At 63.5% G+C, this 16,317-nt stretch carries 11 protein-coding genes and 1 pseudogene; 6 read left to right on the forward strand and 6 right to left on the reverse strand.

The window, feature by feature from the left end; translation table 11 throughout:
• Positions 1 to 146: 146 nt before the first annotated feature.
• Positions 147 to 911, reverse strand: a complete 765-nt coding sequence (locus I2I01_RS02515; protein ID WP_196284836.1) for a hypothetical protein — start codon at positions 909 to 911, stop codon at positions 147 to 149.
• A gap of 177 nt (positions 912 to 1,088) precedes the next feature.
• Between I2I01_RS02515 and I2I01_RS02520 the strand changes: the two genes are divergently transcribed.
• The 3 genes from I2I01_RS02520 to I2I01_RS02530 all read left to right on the forward strand — a co-directional run bounded on the left by I2I01_RS02520 (position 1,089) and on the right by I2I01_RS02530 (position 5,725).
• On the forward strand, positions 1,089 to 2,366 hold the full coding sequence (locus I2I01_RS02520; protein ID WP_196284837.1) for a zinc dependent phospholipase C family protein: 1,278 nt from the start codon (positions 1,089 to 1,091) through the stop codon (positions 2,364 to 2,366).
• A 307-nt stretch (positions 2,367 to 2,673) separates the two neighbouring features.
• Complete coding sequence (locus I2I01_RS02525) at positions 2,674 to 5,016, forward strand: hypothetical protein (RefSeq protein ID WP_196284838.1); 2,343 nt, start codon at positions 2,674 to 2,676, stop codon at positions 5,014 to 5,016.
• 31 nt (positions 5,017 to 5,047) lie between these two features.
• Positions 5,048 to 5,725, forward strand: a complete 678-nt coding sequence (locus tag I2I01_RS02530; protein WP_196284839.1) for a TlpA family protein disulfide reductase — start codon at positions 5,048 to 5,050, stop codon at positions 5,723 to 5,725.
• A 12-nt stretch (positions 5,726 to 5,737) separates the two neighbouring features.
• On the opposite strand, the gene I2I01_RS02535 is transcribed toward I2I01_RS02530, so the two are convergent.
• The gene (locus I2I01_RS02535; protein WP_196284840.1) at positions 5,738 to 6,340 is read right to left on the reverse strand and encodes a GrpB family protein; all 603 of its coding nucleotides are present in this window, start codon (positions 6,338 to 6,340) and stop codon (positions 5,738 to 5,740) included.
• A 196-nt stretch (positions 6,341 to 6,536) separates the two neighbouring features.
• Positions 6,537 to 7,295 (reverse strand): alpha/beta hydrolase, encoded by a 759-nt coding sequence (locus I2I01_RS02540; protein ID WP_196284841.1) that lies wholly within the window; start codon positions 7,293 to 7,295, stop codon positions 6,537 to 6,539.
• Between the two features lie 134 nt (positions 7,296 to 7,429).
• Between I2I01_RS02540 and I2I01_RS02545 the strand changes: the two genes are divergently transcribed.
• Positions 7,430 to 8,521 carry a mechanosensitive ion channel family protein gene (locus tag I2I01_RS02545; protein ID WP_196284842.1) on the forward strand — a complete coding sequence of 364 codons (1,092 nt, stop codon included), beginning with the start codon at positions 7,430 to 7,432 and terminating at the stop codon, positions 8,519 to 8,521.
• A gap of 142 nt (positions 8,522 to 8,663) precedes the next feature.
• Here I2I01_RS02545 and I2I01_RS02550 read toward each other — a convergent pair whose 3' ends face one another.
• Positions 8,664 to 11,297, reverse strand: coding sequence for an MGH1-like glycoside hydrolase domain-containing protein (locus tag I2I01_RS02550; RefSeq protein WP_196284843.1), 2,634 nt, complete (start codon positions 11,295 to 11,297; stop codon positions 8,664 to 8,666).
• A 174-nt stretch (positions 11,298 to 11,471) separates the two neighbouring features.
• Between I2I01_RS02550 and I2I01_RS02555 the strand changes: the two genes are divergently transcribed.
• Together I2I01_RS02555 and I2I01_RS02560 are read left to right on the forward strand one after the other, a co-directional pair.
• Positions 11,472 to 12,467, forward strand: coding sequence for a glycoside hydrolase family 43 protein (locus tag I2I01_RS02555; RefSeq protein ID WP_196284844.1), 996 nt, complete (start codon positions 11,472 to 11,474; stop codon positions 12,465 to 12,467).
• A gap of 65 nt (positions 12,468 to 12,532) precedes the next feature.
• Positions 12,533 to 13,402: a carboxypeptidase-like regulatory domain-containing protein gene (locus I2I01_RS02560; protein ID WP_196284845.1), complete on the forward strand. Its 870-nt coding sequence runs from the start codon at positions 12,533 to 12,535 to the stop codon at positions 13,400 to 13,402.
• 116 nt (positions 13,403 to 13,518) lie between these two features.
• Here the strand turns inward: I2I01_RS02560 and I2I01_RS02565 are convergent.
• Both I2I01_RS02565 and hutU read right to left on the reverse strand, forming a co-directional pair.
• A pseudogene (locus I2I01_RS02565) lies at positions 13,519 to 14,256 on the reverse strand (NADPH-dependent F420 reductase); the annotation flags it as partial.
• A gap of 222 nt (positions 14,257 to 14,478) precedes the next feature.
• Positions 14,479 to 16,257, reverse strand: a complete 1,779-nt coding sequence (gene hutU, locus I2I01_RS02570; protein ID WP_196284847.1) for a urocanate hydratase — start codon at positions 16,255 to 16,257, stop codon at positions 14,479 to 14,481.
• Positions 16,258 to 16,317: the final 60 nt, after the last annotated feature.

The following is a 16,317-nucleotide window of genomic DNA, read 5'->3' on the forward strand; positions in this document are numbered from 1 at the left end:
AGGTGGGAAGGCTGCCAAGTTAGGCAAAGAACCGTCATGCAGAGCGCAGCGAAGCATCTCGCGTGCAAGAGTGACTCAATCGATTGGTTTACTCCCACACGCGAGATGCTTCGCTGCGCGCTGCATGACGGTCGTTTGCTTCGCTCCTACTCCTTCACGGTGGCGCCGTGCACGGCCAGCGCCTCGCCCAGCAGCCAGCGGCGCACGAAAGCATCGTCATCCGACACCTTGCCCAGCACGCGGTACTTTGAGCCAATTGCCGCGCTGCTCTCGGCCGCCTCGCGCACCACCGTACCAGGGCCCAGGTAAGAAGAGTGCACCATTTGCACAGCGCCGCCCTCGCGCACTCGTAGGAAAGCCACGTGAAAGTCGAGCCCGAGCACGTAAAGGCCCGGCCCCAAGGCCCGCACCTGCTGCACGAAATCGGCCGACTCCACGCCCCAGTAGCGGGTGATGTGGGCTTCCGAAGTCAGATTTTTGATAATGCACTCCGACGTTTGCTTGGCCAGCACGGTGCGCTGCAGGCGCAGCCCGGCATCGTGCAGCGACGTGGTGACGAAGTAGCCGCAGGCAATGCGCCCGCGCCGTGGCTCCCAGCTGGTGCCGTAAAACGCCCACGGCGTGCCCTCCCAGGCCGGAAAGATGGTGCTGTCGAGGGCCGTGAGCAGCAGCTCCCGCGCTTCGGCCAGCCGGGCGGCCCGGGCTGGGCGCGTAGCCGCCTGCCGGTAGCGCGCCGCCAGCCGCAGGCGCCGGGCCGTGAAGCGCCGCAGGGTGGCATGGTAAGCGGGCGCGGAGAAGTGTTCCGCCGCGGCTTTTTTCGTCTTGCCAGAGGTACTGTCTGACGCTACGTTTTGGGCAAAGCAGCCCCGCAAGCCGGCCAGCAAGAGCAGGGCCAGGACACTGGATTTCATACGCGAAGGGTGCCGGCTGTTCTTCGCTCCGGCCTGGGCGCACAACGGCAGCAGGCCGGTGAATTATTGTAGCAAGCAGCTAACTAAAGTTTGTAAATGCCACGGCCCTATTCTTCACGACAACGCCCCCGGCCGTTTCCACGTTGCCGAGGTTAGTTTTTTCGTATGCCCCCTTTCATGCTGTTTCGCCTGCTGTTGCTTTTGCTGTTGGCCGCGCCCGCCGCGCCGGCCGCCGCCTACTCGGTGCTTACCCATCAGGCCATCGTCGACACGGCCTGGGCCGACTGCATCGCGCCCCAGCTCGAGCGCCACTACCCCGGCGGCACGGCCAAGGAGATGAACATGGCCAAGAGCTACGCCTACGGCGGGGCCATTTTGCAGGACATGGGCTATTACCCACTGGGCTCCAGCCTCTTCACCAACCTGACCCACTACGTGCGCTCCGGCGATTTCGTGCGCAACCTGCTGCGCGAGGCCCGCAACCGCAACGAGTACGCCTTTGCCTTGGGCGCGCTGGCCCACTACGCGGCCGACAACGTGGGCCACCCCGAGGGTACCAACCTGATTATCCCCACGGTGTATCCGGACTTAAAAGCCAAGTTCGGGCCGGTGGTAACCTACGAGCAGTCGCGCGTGCGGCACACCGAGATGGAGTTTTCCTTCGACGTGGTGCAGGTGGCCGCGGGGCGCTACCAGAGCCAGAAATATCACAAGGCCATTGGCTTTCGGGTGAGCAAGCCGGTGATGGAGCGGGCTTTCCGCCAAACCTACGGCATCGAGATGAAGCAGATTTTTCTGAGCGTGGATGCCAGCATCATCATGTTTCGCTTCGCGGTGAACCAGCTGCTGCCGGCCGCCGCCCGCGCCGCCTGGCACCACAAGCACGATGAAATCCGGGCGCTGAGCCCACGCGCCCGACGCGGCGATTCACTCTACCACGCCAACCGCCGGCAGTACCGCCGCGAGTTCGGCAATGACTACGAGCGGCCGGGCTTCGGCGCCAAGCTGATGGCCAACGTGCTGCGTGTGCTGCCCAAAATCGGCCCGCTCAAGCCCTACGCCTTCACCTTGCCCGACGTGCCGGGGGCCCTGCAGTTCCACCGCAGCTACCAAGATTCGGAGGCCCGGTTTCGCACTTTGGTGAAGGAACAGCCCGCCGACACCTCCCGCACCCGCCCGCTGGCCGATAACAACCTCGACACCGGCGCGCCCACCCAACCCACCGCCTACGTTCTGGCCGACCGCACCTACGGCGAACTGCTGCGCCGGCTGCATAAGCACAAGTTCCGGCGCCTTACCCCCGCCCTGCGCCAAACGCTGCTCGCCTATTTCGCCAACGGCATTCCGGTGCCTAACCGCGAAACCGACCGTGACGACGACAACGCCCGCGAAGCTCGCAAATACCGTCGCAAAACCCAGGAAGCCCTCGCGGCCCTGCGGGCCCTGCCGGGGTAAGCACATTTGCCGGGCAACTTCTCTCTGTCTATGCAGCCACTTTGGCGGTTAGAGTTTTAGTGGGCGGGAGCAGCAGCTGATGGCGCTTGCAGGCCGGTTATCGATACGCGAACACTAGCACTTGGTGGCAATGGGGTTCGCGTCAACCCATCTCTTGAGGCTGGTCTTGGAATTCAGAAAGAGGGCTGTGACACATGTGCTGGTCGTAACTTCACGGTTTCACTATCTATTATTCTGTTTGCCAGTGATTACACGCTTACTTTTCTTTTTTCTACTTTTAAGCGCAACCTCCGCCTACTGCCAGACGGTGCTGCTATCCGAGGATTTTGAAAACGGATTGGGCCCGTTTCGCCAGGTCGGTGGCCAGGCCGGGCTGAACTGGTTTCGGGGAACGCAGGCGGGCAACGGCGCGCGCTGGCTGGGCCAGCAAGCCGCTTTTGCCTCGGGCAGCGCCACAGCGTATGCCCCCGTTCCCAATGTGAACGACGCGACGCACTTGTACTGCGATGTCACCTTTCCGGCCGGGACCAGCACGTTTTTCCTGCGGCTGGATATGCGCACCGAGGGCCGATTCACCATCTTTCAGGCACCTACTACGTTTCTGCCCCTGGGTGGTGTCGAGCCGCTGCAACTGCCGCAGGTATACAGCGTCACCGGCACGCCCAACCCAGCCGGCCCCGCGGTGTTCACCTCGCTGCAAATTCGGCTAAGCCCGGCCCTGGCGGGCACCACGCAGCGCTTCGTTTTCACGTGGGTAAATCGGGCTGTGCTGCGCGAATTGCCGGCCGCGTTCGACAACGTGCAGTTCATTGCCGGCGCGCTGCCGCCCCTGGCCGGCACCTACGCCATCGACCGGCAGCAGCCCAGCTCGGCGCGCTCGTTCAGTTCGTTTACCGAAGCCATCTGGGCGCTCAACGAGGGCGGCACGGCCGGCCCCACCACGTTTGAGGCCACGCCCGGCCAGCGCTTTGTGGAGGCGCCGCCGTGGCTGCGGGGCACCAATTCGCACGCCGTGGTTTTTCGGCGGGGCGCGGGGGCCGGGGCCAACCCCGCCATCCAGTCGGAAAACATCGGCATTGCCCTCTCCGGGGCCAGTAATTTTACTTTTGATGGCATCGACATCGTGCCCGGCACCACCGGCCCCGTTGTGGGCTACCAGCTGAGCAACCGCGACAATGTGGCCGGGTGCCGCAATGTCACCATCCGCAACTGCGCCATTCGGCTGGGCAATTCGTCGGAATTCACCCGGGGCATCTACCAGCAAAGCACACTGTATGCCAACCTGGGACAGGGCGATACGGCCCGGGTAAACGGCCATATCCGCTACGAAAACATCACCATCGACCACGTCAACGAGGGCATCCGGCTAAAATCGGACTATCAGAATATGCCGGACTACGACGTGGAAATCAGCCACGTCACCATTGGCTCGGGCGCCGCCCGCAGCATCGGCCAAACCACCCGCATTGAGGGCACCAATGGCATCTACGCCAACCGGCTAAATGGCTTGCGCGTGCACGACTCGGTGATTCGGGGCTTGGTGGGCTCCAACGACCAGCTGTGCGGCATTTACCTTTCCGACGTGGTGGGGCCGCAGCCCACCGTGATTGCCCGCAACCGCCTCGACAACCTGGAGTACCTACTGCCCAACGTGACGGCCAGCTTCACGGGCATTTATGGCATTCGGATTTACCAGACCGCCGGAGCGGGCACCAACTACCTCGCGCCGCCGGCCGACGTGCAGGTGTTCAACAACCAGGTGCAGAACCTGTACTACAACGCCGCTCCCACTTACCCCTTCCGTGTGGAGGGCTCCGTGCAGGGACTTTACTTCATGGTGACCAATGCGCCTACCAACCAATACCTGGTGGCCAACAACACCGTGGCCCTTAGCAATGTGGCCACCCCGGGCGTAGGATTGACGAACTTGATTCTGGGTTGTGCGCAGCCCTCGCATGGCCCGGTAGAGGCCGTTAACAACGTGCTGGTGGCCACTACGCCCACCAGCGGCCCGCGGTCGGCCTTGCTGGTGCACGTCGACGTCCCCCGCAACCAAGGGGCCGCCACCGCCACCAATCTGCGCCTCGACCACAACGACTATGTGCTGAACAGCGTGCCCCAGGGCGATGTGGGCCACGTCCACGTGGAGGGTACGTCCACGGCTACGCCCTTTGTGGGCCAAACCCTGGCCGACTGGAAGGCCCTGACGCAGCAGGAAAAGCACTCGCGCGACCTCGACCCCCAATTTGCGCCCGGCTCAGACCTGCGGCCCACTAACCCGGCCCTGGCCCGGGCAGGCACGCTCGTAAAGCTGGTGGCCACCGACCTTGCCGGCCAGCCGCGCGCCACTCCGCCCGATGTGGGCGTCCTGGAATTTTCGCCGCCGCTGGTGGCAAGCCCAACAACGGTAGTCCAGGCCTGGCCTGTGCCCTTCGCCGACTACCTGGAGCTGGCCTTGCCCGCGAGCCTCACCGGCGAGCTGCAGGCCGAGCTGGTGGATGCAATGGGCCGCATCGCCTTGCGGCAAACCCTGCCCGATGGCACCGGTGCTCATCAGCTAACGGGCCTCGCGCACTTGGCGCCCGGGTCTTACGTGCTGTGCCTGCGCTCAGCCAAAGGCGAAGTCGTGCGGCTGCACGTGGCCCGCTAGCCACCGCTTACTTCTTCCTAACTTGCTCCGCATGATGCGACCCTACCTGTGGACGGCCCTGCTGCTGGCCGCGCTGCCCGCCGCCGCGCAACGCGCCAAAGTCACGAAAACCACCGTGTTCAAAGACGTGGACGGCCACGTCATTTCCAAGGACGAGTTCAAGGCCAAGCTGAGCACCGGCCAGTTTGCCGTCTACGACCACCAATCGCAGGGGCGCGCCTTCACATCTATTTCGCTGCGCCCTGCCGACACGCCCGACGCTGTGCGCACGCAGGCCCTGTCGCCGGCGCGCACCTTCGGCACGGCCGCCCCCGCCTTCAGCGGCGTGGATGTGCGCACGGGCCAGCCGGTGGCACTGGCCGACTTGCGGGGCAAGGTGGTAGTGGTGAATTTCTGGTTTATCCGCTGCCCTTACTGCATCGAGGAAATGCCGAACCTCAAAACGCTCACGGCCGCTTATGGCGCCAACCCCGATGTGGTGTTCGTGTCGGTGGCGCGCGACAAGCCCGAGGCGCTGCGCAAGTTTCTGGCCACGCGCGGCGACTTCGGCTTCGCGGTGCTGCCCGAAGGGAGCGAGGTGGCCCGGCAGTTCGGAGTGCTGGGCTACCCCACCACGGCCGTCATCGACCGGCAGGGCCGCTTCACCTACGACCAGGAATACACCGACAACCTAACGCGGTTGCGCGAGGCCATCGGGCGGGCACTGTAAGGCATCCGACCTTTAGCTGAGTTCTGGCGCCGCCTTCCAGCGCACCTTCTCGGCCCAGCACTCCGCGGCCTGATAGATGAGGTGAAAGACGGGTTCTTTCAGGAATAGGTAGCCTTCGATGCTGTCGGGGAAAACGGTGGCGGCGCGGCTTTTCAGCAGTTCATATTCTTGGCGGGCTGGCGCGTAGGCCCGCAGGTAGTCCCGAAACAGCAAGGCAAACCGAGCATTGAAGCGCCCGGCTTCGCGCACGTGAATGTGGGTGCGGCGCCCACCCAGGGGCTCGCGCAGGTAGAGCTTGCGCAGCTCGTCCGAATGCTCGGGCAGAGCGTGGTACACATCGTACTCGAAGGCACCTTGCCGGAAACCGGCCTGCCAGAGCGGATGCGTCAGCCCGGTCACATCGTCGAGGTCGGCTACGGTAATCTGAATGTCGATGACGTCTTTGGCGCACAGGTCCGGCACGGCGGTGGAGCCGATGTGGTCGATGCGCAAAATGGCGGGGCCGGCGGCGGCGCAAATGCGCCGGGCTATTTCGGAGAACTCCCCGGCCCACGACTCGCGGTGCGACACCAGTACCACCGCTCTAGATTTCTGAAATACCTGTTGCGCTAACATCGGCTTGAATTAAGTGTCAAATTTATATCTAAACCCGAATAAATTGACTCATGCCGGGGCCACTTTTCGATTAGCCCCCGCAATAATTCGCTCAAAGCAGCAAGTGTCCCGTTAGCCACCCGGCAGTAGCCAAAATTTCGGTGACCAGATGTTAAAAAGATAAGCTTTCCCCACCGAGCGGGTGCGGTTCGGAAGTTCAATTCGTTAGAAAGCGCGCCACGGCTTCCTTCATCTCTACCTTCTGAGCCTCGGTGGCCCCGTCCCACATGTCGTTGTGAATGGTATGAGGAAGGGGCAAGATGACGGTGCCAAATTGCCGCTGCTCGGCGGGCGTGGGCAGCACGCCGGGGTCGGCCACCTGGTCGGAGGAGCGCAACGACAGCACGCGGGGCCGCCGGGCCCGGGGCAACGGCACGCGCCGGTTGTCGAGCGAGATGACGCGTGCGACGCGGCCCGGGTGCTCGGCCACGTACAGCATCGAGATGTCGCCGCCGTTGGAATGGCCGGCCAGCAACAAGCGGTTCGCTTGCAGGCGGCGGTAGCGGCGGTGCAGTGCCTGGCGCACAAATTCGATGTTTTGTGCCCCGCGCTCCCACCACGGGCGGCGAACAACGCGCACTTCGCCCGTAGTGGGCATGGGCGCGTCAGTGGGCAGTTCGTGCTGGATGCTGGCAACCAGGTAGCCGTGTGCCACCAGGGTTCGGGCCAGAAAGGTGTAAGCGGTATTTTGCCCGCCATAGCCGTGGCTGAGAATGGCGGGCTTTAGCCGGCTCCTGGTATTGGCACCGGTGGGAAGGTAAAGCACCACCGGCACCGCCCGCTGGCGCGCCGAATCGAACAGCACCCACGGCTCGGCCCGCATGTCGGCCGGGATGGCTGCGGGCACGGCCAGGCGGGAAGTGGTGGCACAGCTGCTTATGAGCAGCAGCAACGCGGGGAGCAGTAAGCGTTTCATGCGGCAAATATCAGGCGATGCTCATGCCCACTATCACCGGCTGCGTTCGCCCAGCACTAACCTTTCGGGGCCGGGCGGGGTACACCTTGCGCCCCGGCGGGCGGCCCGGCGCGGCTTGCGTTGCCAGTTTTTTTATGAATGAACGTCTCGCTCATCTGTTTTCTCATTTTCCTGATGTAGTCACGGGCCTGGCTGTACTGCTGGGCGGGCTGGCGGTCGGGCTGCTGGTGCGGTTTGTGAGTTTTGGGCTGCTGCGGGCCTACGACCGGCGCGAGGATTCGGCCTTGGCGCGCTCCGTGGGCCGGCACCTGCGGGCGGCCAGCGCGTGGTTTTTGCCGGTGCTGGCCGTGTCGCTGCTGTTACCGCTGGTGCCGCTGCCGCCCAAGCCCTTCGAGGTGCTGCGCCGCGTCGTGGAGTTCACCCTGATTCTGACCTTTGCCTGGGGCTTAATAAAGGCCTTGGACGTGGCGCAGGACTTGGTGCAGCGCCGCTACCAGCTCGGCGCGCCCGACAACCTGCGGGTGCGCAAACTGTTCACGCAGCTGCAGTTTCTGAAGAAATTGGCGGCTTCGCTGGTGGCGTTTGTGGCCGTGGGACTGGTGCTGATGAGCTTCGAAACGGTGCGGCGACTGGGCACGGGCCTGCTTACGTCGGCCGGGATTGCCAGCGTCATTGTGGGCTTCGCGGCGCAGCGCTCAATCAGCAACTTGCTGGCAGGGTTTCAGATTGCCTTCACCCAGCCCATTCGCATTGATGATGTACTGGTGGTGGAGGGCGAGTGGGGACGCGTGGAAGAAATCACCTTCACGTATGTAGTGCTCAGCATCTGGGACGAGCGCCGGCTGGTGCTGCCGCTCAACTACTTCATCGAAAAGCCCTTCCAAAACTGGACGCGCACCAGCGCCCGCCTCACCGGCGCCATCTTCCTCCAAACCGACTACACGGTGCCCATCGACGCCCTGCGCGCCGAGCTGCGCCGCTTGCTCGAAGCCAGCCCGCTCTGGGACCAGCGCGTGTGCGTGCTGCAGGTGACGGACTCGAAAGAGCGCACCCTGGAGCTGCGCGCCCTGGTGAGCGCCGCCAACGCCAGCGCCCTCTGGGACCTGCGCTGCCTGGTGCGCGAGGGGCTGGTGGTGTTTTTGCAGCGCGAATTCCCTCAAAGCCTGCCGCGTATGCGGGCGGAGGTGGCAGGGCCGCCGGTGGTTGGTTCGGTGGCGGTGGACTAAATCAGAATGAGGTGGTCAGAAAGTAAACGTCATGCAGAGCGCAGCGAAGTATCTCGCGTGCTCAATGCAATTCAACCGATTGGTTTACTCTTGCACGCGAGATGCTTCGCTGCGCTCTGCATGACGGGCTGAATGCTCCGCTCTACTTCGCCTTTTCCAGCAGCCGCACCACCAAGCCCGTCCAGCCGGTCTGGTGGCTGGCGCCGAGGCCGTGGCCGTCGTCGCCGTGGAAGTATTCGTGGAAGAGCAGGTAATCGCGGAAGTGCGGGTCAGTTTGCTCTATTTCGGAGGCGCCGAGTGCGGGGCGGCGGCCGTTTTCATCCTTGAGAAACAGGCGGGCCAAGCGGGCAGAGAGTGCGTCGGCCACCTGCGCCAGGGTGTGCTGCTGGCCCGAGCCGGTGGGATATTCCACCGTGAAACCGTCACCGTAGTAGCTATGGAAGCGCTGCAACGACTCAATTATCAGACAATTGACTGGAAACCACACGGGGCCACGCCAGTTGGAGTTGCCACCAAACATGTCGGAGTCGGCCTCGCCGGCCACGTAGTGCACCGAAACGCTGTCGGCTTCGCCCAAGTGGTAGTGATAGGGATTGTCCAGGTGGTAGCGCGAGAGCGAGCGGATGCCGTGGTCGGAAAGAAATTCGGTTTCGTCGAGCATGCGGGTGAGCACGCTGCGCAGGCGGCTGCGGCGCATCAGGCCCATGAGGTGGCGGGCGCCGTGGCCGGGCTCCTGCCAGCGGCTCACCAGCTCGGCCAGGCGCGGGCGGCGCTGCAACAAGGCCAAGGCCCGGGCATGGAATTCGGGTACGGTGGCCAGCAGCTCGTCGTCAATCACCTCGACGGCAAAGAGCGGAATGAGGCCCACCATTGAGCGGATGCGCAGGCGGGTGCGGGTGTCGTCGGGGGCGTGCAGCACGTCGTAGTAAAACTGGTCCTCGTCGTCCCAGAGGTTGAAGTGGCCGCCCCCGCCGCGCGTCATGGCTTCGGCAATGTGCAGGAAGTGCTCAAAGAATTTTACGGCCATTTCCTGGTACACGGGCGTGGTGCGGGCCAGCTCCAGGGCCATGCGCATGAGGTTGAGCGAGAACATGGCCATCCAGGAGGTGCCGTCGCTCTGCTCGATTTTGCCGCCGGTGGGCAGCGGCGCCGAGCGGTCGAACACGCCGATGTTGTCCATGCCCAGGAAGCCGCCCTCGAAGATGTTGCGCTCGTCACGGTCCTTGCGGTTCACCCACCAGGTGAAGGTCATCACCAGCTTCTGGAACACGGCTTCGAGGAATTCGGTGTCGGGCCGCCCGTGCAGCTTGCAGTCCATCTGATACACGCGCCAGGTGGCCCAGGCGTGCACGGGCGCATTCACGTCGCTAAAATGCCACTCGTAGGCCGGCATCTGGCCATTGGGGTGCAGGTAGCCGTCTTGGCACAGCAGGCGCAGCTGGTGCTTGGCAAAGGTGCTGTCCACCATGGCCAGGGGCAGGCAGTGGAAGGCCAGGTCCCAGGCCGCGTACCAGGGATATTCCCACTTGTCGGGCATGGATATGAGGTCGGCGTTGTGCAGGTGACGCCAGGTGTGGTTGCGGCCGGTGAGGCGCTGGGCGGGCGGCGCGGGCCGGGCGGGGTCACCGTCGAGCCACTGGCTAACGTCGTAATAATAGAACTGCTTGCTCCAGAGCATGCCGGCGAAAGCCTGGCGCTGCACATTGCGGGCATCAGCACTGCTCAGGCCTTCCTGAATGCAGTTGTAAAACTGGTCGGCCTCGTGCTTGCGCTGGGCAAAAACTTCATCGAAATCGGCAAAAGGGGATTCGTGCGTGGGCTGGCTGAGCCGCAGGCGCACCACCTGAGACTGGCCGGGCTCCACAGTGAACTGGTAGTGCGCGGCGGCCTTGGTGCCGCGCCCGGTGGGGTTCACGGCCGTGGCCTGGCCCTGCACCACGTACTCGTTGATGCCGTCTTTGTAGTAGCGGTGAGCCTTGTTTTTGCGCTTGCGCTTTTTGCCGAAAAGCGTGGGGCTGGTTTCGTTTTCACAGAAAAGCAGCTCGGCAGGCTGGTCGCAGTAGAGCCAGTAGCGGCCCAGGTCGCGGTGCTCGGCTTCGAGGGCATCGGGCGCCATGCGGCGAATTTCGGGGCGATGGTCGTCGTAGCCCAGCGTCCAGGTGTTGCGAAACCAGAGCTGCGGCAGCACGGTAAGCGGCGCGGCTTCGGGGCCGCGGTTGTGGGCAGTGACCTTGATGAGCAGGTCCTGCGGGCCGGCTTTGGCGTATTCGATGAACACGTCGAAGTAGCGGTTTTCGTCGAAGATGCCCGTGTCGAGCAACTCAAATTCGGGCTCCTTGCGGGTGCGGCGGGCGTTTTCGGCGCGCAGCCGTTCGTAGGGGAACGCCTGCTGCGGGTACTTGTACAGCATGCGCATGTAGGAGTGCGTGGGCGTGCTGTCGAGGTAGTAGTATTGCTCCTTCACATCTTCGCCGTGGTTGCCCTCGGGGTTGGTGAGGCCGAAGAGGCGCTCCTTCAGCTGGTTGTCCTGCCCGTTCCAGAAGCCCAGGGCAAAGCAGAACAGCTGCTGGTCGTCGGAAATGCCGCCGAGGCCTTCCTCGCCCCAGCGGTAGGCGTAGGCGCGGGCCATGTCGTGGCCCACGTAGTTCCAGGCGTCGCCGTGAGGCGAGTAGTCTTCGCGCACGGTGCCCCACTGACGCTCGGTAAGGTAAGGGCCGAATTGCTTCCAACGAGCGGTATCATCGTGGGCTTCGGCGAGGCGTTTTTCTTCTTGCATTTTTGGGTATTGAGGCGGGCCTAAGCGCACGCATACGCAAGGCATGGGGCGCATGGCCGATGCAGCGCGGTCTTTTTCGCCCATGGCACTGCCAACGTTTGTTGCACCGTATCAGGGCCTTCAGGGCTACCAATCAGCTAGTACGCCGGCAAATTTCAGCGTAATTATGCAGCTATGAAATGCCTGCTGTTTGCCGCCTCCCTTGCGGCTTCCCTCCTGCCACGCGCTGCTTTTTCACAATCCGCCAGCCCAACGAAAACCAGCACGGTCCGGTCGGGCAACCCGCTGTTTCCTGGCTGGTACGCCGACCCCGAGGCCACTATTTTCGGCCGGCAGTGCTGGATTTACCCCACCTATTCGGCGCCGTACAAGGAGCAGGTGTTCATGGATGCTTTCTCCTCGCCCGACCTGGTGCACTGGACCAAGCACCCGCGCATCATCGACACGGCCAGCGTGAAATGGGCCCGGCGGGCCCTGTGGGCGCCGTCCATCGTGCAGAAGGACCAGCGCTACTACCTGTTTTTCGGGGCCAACGACGTGCACGAGGGCGAAGTGGGCGGCATCGGGGTGGCGGTGGCCGACCGGCCGGAGGGGCCGTTTCGTGACTACCTGGGCAAGCCGCTCATCGGCACCATTCAGAACGGTGCCCAACCCATCGACCAGTTTGCCTTCCGCGACACCGACGGGCAGTACTACCTGATTTACGGCGGCTGGTCGCATTGCAACATCACGCGCCTCAAGCCGGATTTTACCGGTCTGTTGCCCTTCCCCGACGGCAGCACCTACAAGGAAATAACGCCGGAGCACTACGTGGAGGGCCCTTTCATGTTCCGGCGCGGCGGCAAGTACTATTTTATGTGGTCGGAAGGCGGCTGGGGCCTGCCCGACTACTCCGTGGCGTACGCCGTGGCCGATTCGCCGCTGGGGCCGTTCCGGCGGGTGGGCAAAATCCTGCAGCAAGACCCGGCCGTGGCCACCGGTGCCGGGCACCACTCCGTCATTCAGGTACCGGGCAAGGACGAGTGGTACATCGTGTACCACCGCCGGCCGCTGGGCGAAACCGACCACAACCACCGCGTGACCTGCATCGACAAGCTGGTTTTTGATGCACATGGCCGCATTCAGCCGGTGAAGATTACGACGGAAGGCGTGGCCGCGCAAAAGCTGTAACCAGCGGTCAGGCAACGAAACCAGGCCATTAGGTATCTATTGGGCAACTTCAACTCTGTTTGCTCATGCTGCCCCGCCTTTTTCTGCTTCTCCTGCTGGCATTAACCAGCCTTCTGCCTTCCCGCGCCACCGCCCAGGCCCCGCCCCTGGCGGGCCGCGTACAAGCCGCCTCGGGCCAGCCCGTGGCCTTTGCCACCGTTGGCGTAAAGGGCAAAGCCATCGGCACCACGGCCGATGCAACGGGGCGCTTTGCCTTCGCGCCCCCTCCCACCCTGACTGCCGCCGATTCGGTCATTATTTCCTGCGTGGGCTTCCGTTCGCTACGCCTCACGGTGGCGCAGCTGCAGCGCCCCGGCGCTGTGTGGACCCTGCAGCCCATGAGCCAGGAGCTGCAGGAGGTGCACGTGCGCCACGCGCAGCTGAAACCTGGCTTCATAGGATGCCGCAGCACGTTTTCGCCCCTGCAGTGGACCACCGACAGCGCCGCCGACGTGCGCGATGTGCGCGGCTGGGAACTGGCCACCATGGTACCGGTGCGCAAAAACAGCTTCGTCGACAGCTTCCGGGTGTATTTCGCTCACAACGAATTCCGCTCCCTGCGCCTGCGCTTTCTGCTTTACGATGTGCAGCACGGCAAGCCCGACCGCCTACTGGTCAACGATGACATTCAGTTCCTTGTGCCCAACCAGCGCACCGGCTGGGTGGGCCTCGACTTGCGCCGCTACAACCTATACCTCACCAAAGGCCAGACCGTAGCGGCGGGCATTCAGTGGCTGCAAGGCGAAAAAGCCACCCCCAAAAGCCAGCGCCTCAGCGGCCCAGTGCTGCTCCCCACGCTGATAAACCGCACCCTTATCCGCCAGAAAAGCCAGGCCGCCTGGGAAAAGTACGCGGGCAATGTGAGCATGTACCTGGCCGTGCAGCAATACGAATAACGCTGCCGCTAGTCATTCCCTATTTCCGCCCAATAGCAGCCGCTACGCCTGGCGCTCAAACTACAAAAAAGCCCCACCAATCGGTGAGGCTTTTTTGTAGTTTGAGCGCCAATAAGCTACTTCAGCTTGATGCCCTGGTCGGCCATGGCCTGCTCGGTTTTGGCGTGGTTGGCTTTGTACTCGGCGTGCTGGGCCTCGGTGCGTTTGGAACCAAGGCTGGCGAAATGCTCGCGCAGCTTATCGGCAGGCATGTCGGCGCCGTAGGACGGGGTGCCGGGCTGCTGGCGCCACGACTCGTGCAGGGTGCCGTCGTCCACGGCGTCGAAGCCCAGTTCTTCCACCAGGGCCATTACTTTTTGCTTGGCGGCAGCATCGTCAGAGGCTACGGGCAGGGCAATGCGGCCGGGCGTGCCGGCGGCAACACCTTTGTTTTGCAGGTGGTCGGCGTAGATGTTGTTGAACACCTTTACCACCGGGCGGCCCAGGTGCTGCTGTACCCACTCGCTCTCGGTGAGGTCGCCAGTTTCGAGCTCCGCAATCTGGCCATCGCGCAGCATGGGGTAGTAATTGCTCGTGTCGATGATGGGCACCTCGGCGGGCACGCCGGCAAACAGGTCCTTGGGCAGGTCGGGGATGTTTTTCAGCGGGATGGTCACCACGATAAGGTCGGCGCCCTTAGCCGCTTCTTCGGCCGTGACGGGGGTAGCGCCGGTTTTCTGCGCCACGTCGCCCAGCGTTTCGGGGCCGCGGGAGTTGGCGATTTTAACCGAGTGGCCGAGGCTCGTGAGGCGAACGGCCAGGGCGCTGCCGATGTGGCCGGCGCCGATGATTCCAATGTTCATGATGTGAAAGTTTAAGCGTGATGAGCGGCGCGAATTGCTGCCGCAGGTAGCTTAACCGTTTCGGGGGCATTTTGCTTTTTTCGGCTTGCGCTTGTTGTTGAGGCAGACTATAAAAACGTCATGCTAAGCGCAGTCGAAGCATCTTTACCAGGCAACTAATCAATTTTAGTATTGCGGTAGAGATGCTTCGGCTGCGCTCAGCAGGACGGGCTGCCTTTGGCGAATACTCTGCTTCTACTTCATCGACGGAATCTTTGCCCCGCGCTCGCGGGCCACGTCTTGGGCCAGCTCGTAGCCGGCATCGGCGTGGCGGAAGATGCCCATGCCGGGGTCGGTGGTGAGGACGCGGCGCAGGCGCTCGGCTTTTTCGGGGGTACCCGTGGCCACTATCACCATGCCGGAGTGGGTGCTGTTGCCGATGCCCACGCCGCCGCCGTTATGCAGGCTCACCCAGTCGGCGCCGCTGGCACAGTTGGCCAGGGCGTTGAGCAGGGGCCAGTCCGCCACAGCGTCAGAGCCGTCCTTCATGCCTTCGGTTTCGCGGTTGGGCGAAGCCACCGAGCCGCAGTCGAGGTGGTCGCGGCCGATGACGATGGGCGCCTTTACCTCGCCCCGCGCCACGAGGTCGTTGATGACGAGGCCGAACTTCTCGCGCTCGCCGTAGCCCAGCCAGCACACGCGGGCCGGAAGGCCAATAAAGGGCACCTTGGCCTGGGCCTTTTCAATCCAGCGGGCCAGCATTTTATTCTCGGGGAAGGTTTCGAGCAGGGCGCGGTCGATGCGCAGAATGTCCTGCGGGTCGCCGCTGAGGGCAGCCCAGCGGAAGGGTCCTTTGCCTTCGCAGAACAGCGGGCGAATGTATCCGGGCACGAAGCCGGGGTACAGGAACTGGCCAGCCTCGTCGCGCACGTTCAAGCCGCCTTTCTCGGCCTGGCCGCGCAGGTTGTTGCCGTAGTCCACGGCGATGGTGCCGCGCCGCTGCATCTCCAGAATGGCCTCCACGTGCTTCACGATGGCGGCCAGCGCCTGGCGCTTGAACTCCTCGGGGTTGCTGGCGCGCAGGGCCAGTACTTCGTTGATATCGCCTTCGGGAATGTAGTCCATCAGGTCGTGGGCCGAGGTTTGGTCGGTCACGATGTCGGCCTGGAAGCCCAGTTCCAGCAGGCGCGGCAGCACGGTGGCGGCGTTGCCGGTAAGGCCGACGGACCAGCCCTTGCCATCGGCTTTGGCTTGCTCGCACAGCTCCAGGGCGTGGGTGAGGTCGCGCGCCTGCTCGTCCACGTAGCCTTCTCGCACCTTTTGCTTCACCCGCTCGTCGATGGGCTCAATGACGAGGCACACGCCGTCGTTCATGGTCACGGCCAGGGGCTGGGCGCCGCTCATGCCGCCGAGGCCAGCCGTGACGGTAATGGTGCCGCGCAGGCTGCCGCCGAAATGCTTATCGGCCATGGCCGCGAAGGTTTCATAAGTGCCCTGCAAAATGCCTTGGGTGGCAATGTAAATCCAGGAGCCGGCCGTCATCTGGCCATACATCATCAGGCCCATTTTATCAAGCTCGTCGAAATATTCCTGGGTGCTCCAGGCGGGTACGATGTTGCTATTGGCGATGAGCACGCGCGGGGCGTGGGGCCAGGTTTTGAGCACGCCCACGGCCTTGCCGCTTTGCACCAGCATAGTTTCGTCGGCCTCCAACTCCTTCAGGGTCTTCACGATGGTTTGATACTCCTTCCAGTTGCGGGCGGCGCGGCCGGCACCGCCGTACACAATCAGCTCGTCATACACCAGGCTCACGGCCGGGTCGATGTTGTTTTCCAGCATGCGCAGGGCGGCTTCGGCCTCCCAGGTTTTGCAGCGCAGCTGGGTGCCGTGTTGGGCTTTGATGGTTTCCGAGGGCTTGAACTCGTAGAACATCGGGCGCTTGCCGTCATGCTTTTGTGGGGAAGCGCCGGTAGCGGTGGAAAGCGAGTTGGCTTCGAGGTTGAGCTCGGCGGTTGGGGAAGAGGTGGGCGTCATTGAGTGGGTGGTTTGGGTGGTGCGGCGAAGATAAAGCACCACCTTTGGATGCGCCACCGT

The organism is Hymenobacter properus (genome assembly GCF_015694735.1).
Lineage (GTDB): Bacteria > Bacteroidota > Bacteroidia > Cytophagales > Hymenobacteraceae > Hymenobacter > Hymenobacter properus.